At 64.0% G+C, this 2,167-nt stretch carries 4 protein-coding genes; 3 read left to right on the plus strand and 1 reads right to left on the minus strand.

The window, feature by feature from the left end; genetic code table 11:
• The first annotated feature begins 63 nt into the window (after positions 1-63).
• Positions 64-708: an alpha/beta fold hydrolase gene (locus EN925_RS32865; protein WP_127368645.1), complete on the plus strand. Its 645-nt coding sequence runs from the start codon at positions 64-66 to the stop codon at positions 706-708.
• 6 nt (positions 709-714) lie between these two features.
• Complete coding sequence (locus tag EN925_RS32870; RefSeq protein ID WP_127365689.1) at positions 715-1,485, plus strand: exodeoxyribonuclease III; 771 nt, start codon at positions 715-717, stop codon at positions 1,483-1,485.
• Between the two features lie 11 nt (positions 1,486-1,496).
• Here EN925_RS32870 and EN925_RS32875 read toward each other — a convergent pair whose 3' ends face one another.
• Positions 1,497-1,640 carry a hypothetical protein gene (locus EN925_RS32875; protein WP_127224232.1) on the minus strand — a complete coding sequence of 48 codons (144 nt, stop codon included), beginning with the start codon at positions 1,638-1,640 and terminating at the stop codon, positions 1,497-1,499.
• 38 nt (positions 1,641-1,678) lie between these two features.
• On the opposite strand from EN925_RS32875, the gene EN925_RS32880 reads away from it, so the two are divergent.
• Positions 1,679-2,167, plus strand: a 489-nt coding sequence (locus tag EN925_RS32880) for an SdrD B-like domain-containing protein (protein WP_281040681.1), incomplete at its 3' end; no start/stop codon positions are given.

Raw genomic sequence — 2,167 nt, forward strand, 5'->3', positions numbered from 1 at the left:
GGAGATGTCCGGCAGGACAGAGGGGAGTGTGACGGAACTCGACCTCTCCAGCAAGGCCGCCCCATGACCACATTCCTCTTCGATGGCCACGATGCCGCCCCCGTCACCATCCTGCTCGCTCACGGCGCCGGAGCGTCGATGGATTCCCCCTCGATGACCGCCACCGCCAAGGCGCTGGCCGAAGCCGGCTTCCAGGTCGCGCGCTTCGAGTTCCACTATATGGCTGCCCGCCGCTATGGCCACCGCAAGCCGCCGCCGCGGGCCGAGACGGTCAACCCGGAATATATCAAGGCGATAGCCGACCTCAGGGCGAAGGGCGTGACCGGCCCGCTCGTCATCGGCGGCAAGTCGATGGGCGGGCGCGTCGCCTCGATGGTTGCCGACGAGATGTTTGCCAAGGGCGAGATTTCAGGCCTGCTGTGCCTCGGCTATCCCTTCCATCCGCCGGCCAAGCCCGATCAATTGCGGACCAAACACCTCGCCGATCTGAAGACGCCGACGCTGATCTTCCAGGGCACCCGCGACGAGTTCGGCACCAGGGACGAGGTTGCGACTTATGACCTTTCCGATCGCATCGAGGTGATCTGGCTGGAGGACGGCGACCATGATCTGAAACCGCGCAAGAGCATTTCGGGATTTTCGGCCGCCGACCATCTGAAGACGCTGGCCGAGACGGTGAAGGCGTGGTCGGGTCGGATCGTTTCCTGACCTTCGATGAAGATCGCCTCCTTCAACATCAACAACATCAACAGCCGGCTTGAAAACCTGCTGGCATGGCTGGCTGTGGCAAAGCCCGATGTCGTGTGCCTGCAGGAGCTGAAGGCACGCGACATGCAGTTTCCGCGCTCGGCATTGGCGGCGGCCGGCTATGGCGCGGTGTGGAAGGGCGAGCCGACCTGGAACGGCGTTGCCATCCTGGCGCGGAGTGCCGAGCCCGTGTTGACCCGCGATGCCTTGCCCGGCGACGAAGCCGACAGGCAGAGCCGCTACATCGAGGCGGCGGTGAATGGCATTGTCGTCGCTTGCCTCTATGCGCCGAACGGCAATCCCCAGCCCGGCCCGAAATTCGCCTACAAGCTCGCCTGGCACGCGCGGCTGGAGGCGCATGCCGAACAGTTGCTCGACACCGGCCTGCCGGTGGTGCTGGCCGGCGACTACAACATCGTGCCCGAGCCGCGCGATATCTACGCCACCCGCTCCTATGACGACAACGCGCTGGTGCAGCCGGAAAGCCGGGCGTCGTTCCGGCGCCTGCTCGACCAGGGTTGGCTTGATGCCCTGCGCAAGAAGCATCCGAAGGAAACGCTTTACACATTCTGGGACTATCGCCGCAACCGCTGGCCGCGCGATGCGGGCCTCCGGCTCGATCACATCCTGCTGTCGAAGAAACTGGCACGCCGCCTGACCGCCGCCGGCATCGACCGCGACGTGCGCGGCGAGGACGGTGCCAGCGACCATGCGCCGGTGTGGGTGGAATTGAAGTAAGGCGACTGCTTTCATGCGTCGCGCTTGAACGGATCCATGCAACGCGCTTTAAGTCTTTTGTCTTGATGCATGTCGCTGTCCCAAACCCGGGTTCGCTTTTGGCCGACATGCAATAACCTGTCGGCAAAGTATTCCAACGCAGCCGGATCGCCCATGAACGCAATCCTCCACGAGATCTGTGAAAGGAGGCTCCATGCCTGACTTGGGCGCTGTCGAGATACTGTTCGCCGCCCTTGTGGTGCTTGCGGCAGCTGTCGTGTCCTGGCGGCTGTGGCGGAAGCGCAGCCGCCGCAAGGGACGGCGGCAGACCAATCCGGCTGCCGACTATGCCGTCCGCACCGACTGGAGCGGCCGCGGGGGCATGCTCAATTACTCGTCCTTCGTCTATTTCGATGTCGATCGCGACGGCAAATACGGCGCCGGAGACCGGCCGATGGCCGGGATCATGGTGCGGCTGTATGATAAAGCCGGCAAGCTCGCCGCGTCCGCGCGCACCAACAATGCCGGCTTTGCCAATTTCCCCATGTCGGTGAAAGGCAGAAAGGCCGTGATCCGCAAGCCGGGCAACTGGCGCTTTGTGGTTTCGGTGCCGCCCGGCTGGCAGGCGAAAAGCGAAAACGACATTCAGTCCCGACACTTCCTGCCGCTGCCGGGTTCGCCGGCCGGGATGGTATCACAGGAG

Source organism: Mesorhizobium sp. M7A.F.Ca.US.006.04.2.1 (assembly GCF_004022915.1).
Lineage (GTDB): Bacteria > Pseudomonadota > Alphaproteobacteria > Rhizobiales > Rhizobiaceae > Mesorhizobium > Mesorhizobium ciceri.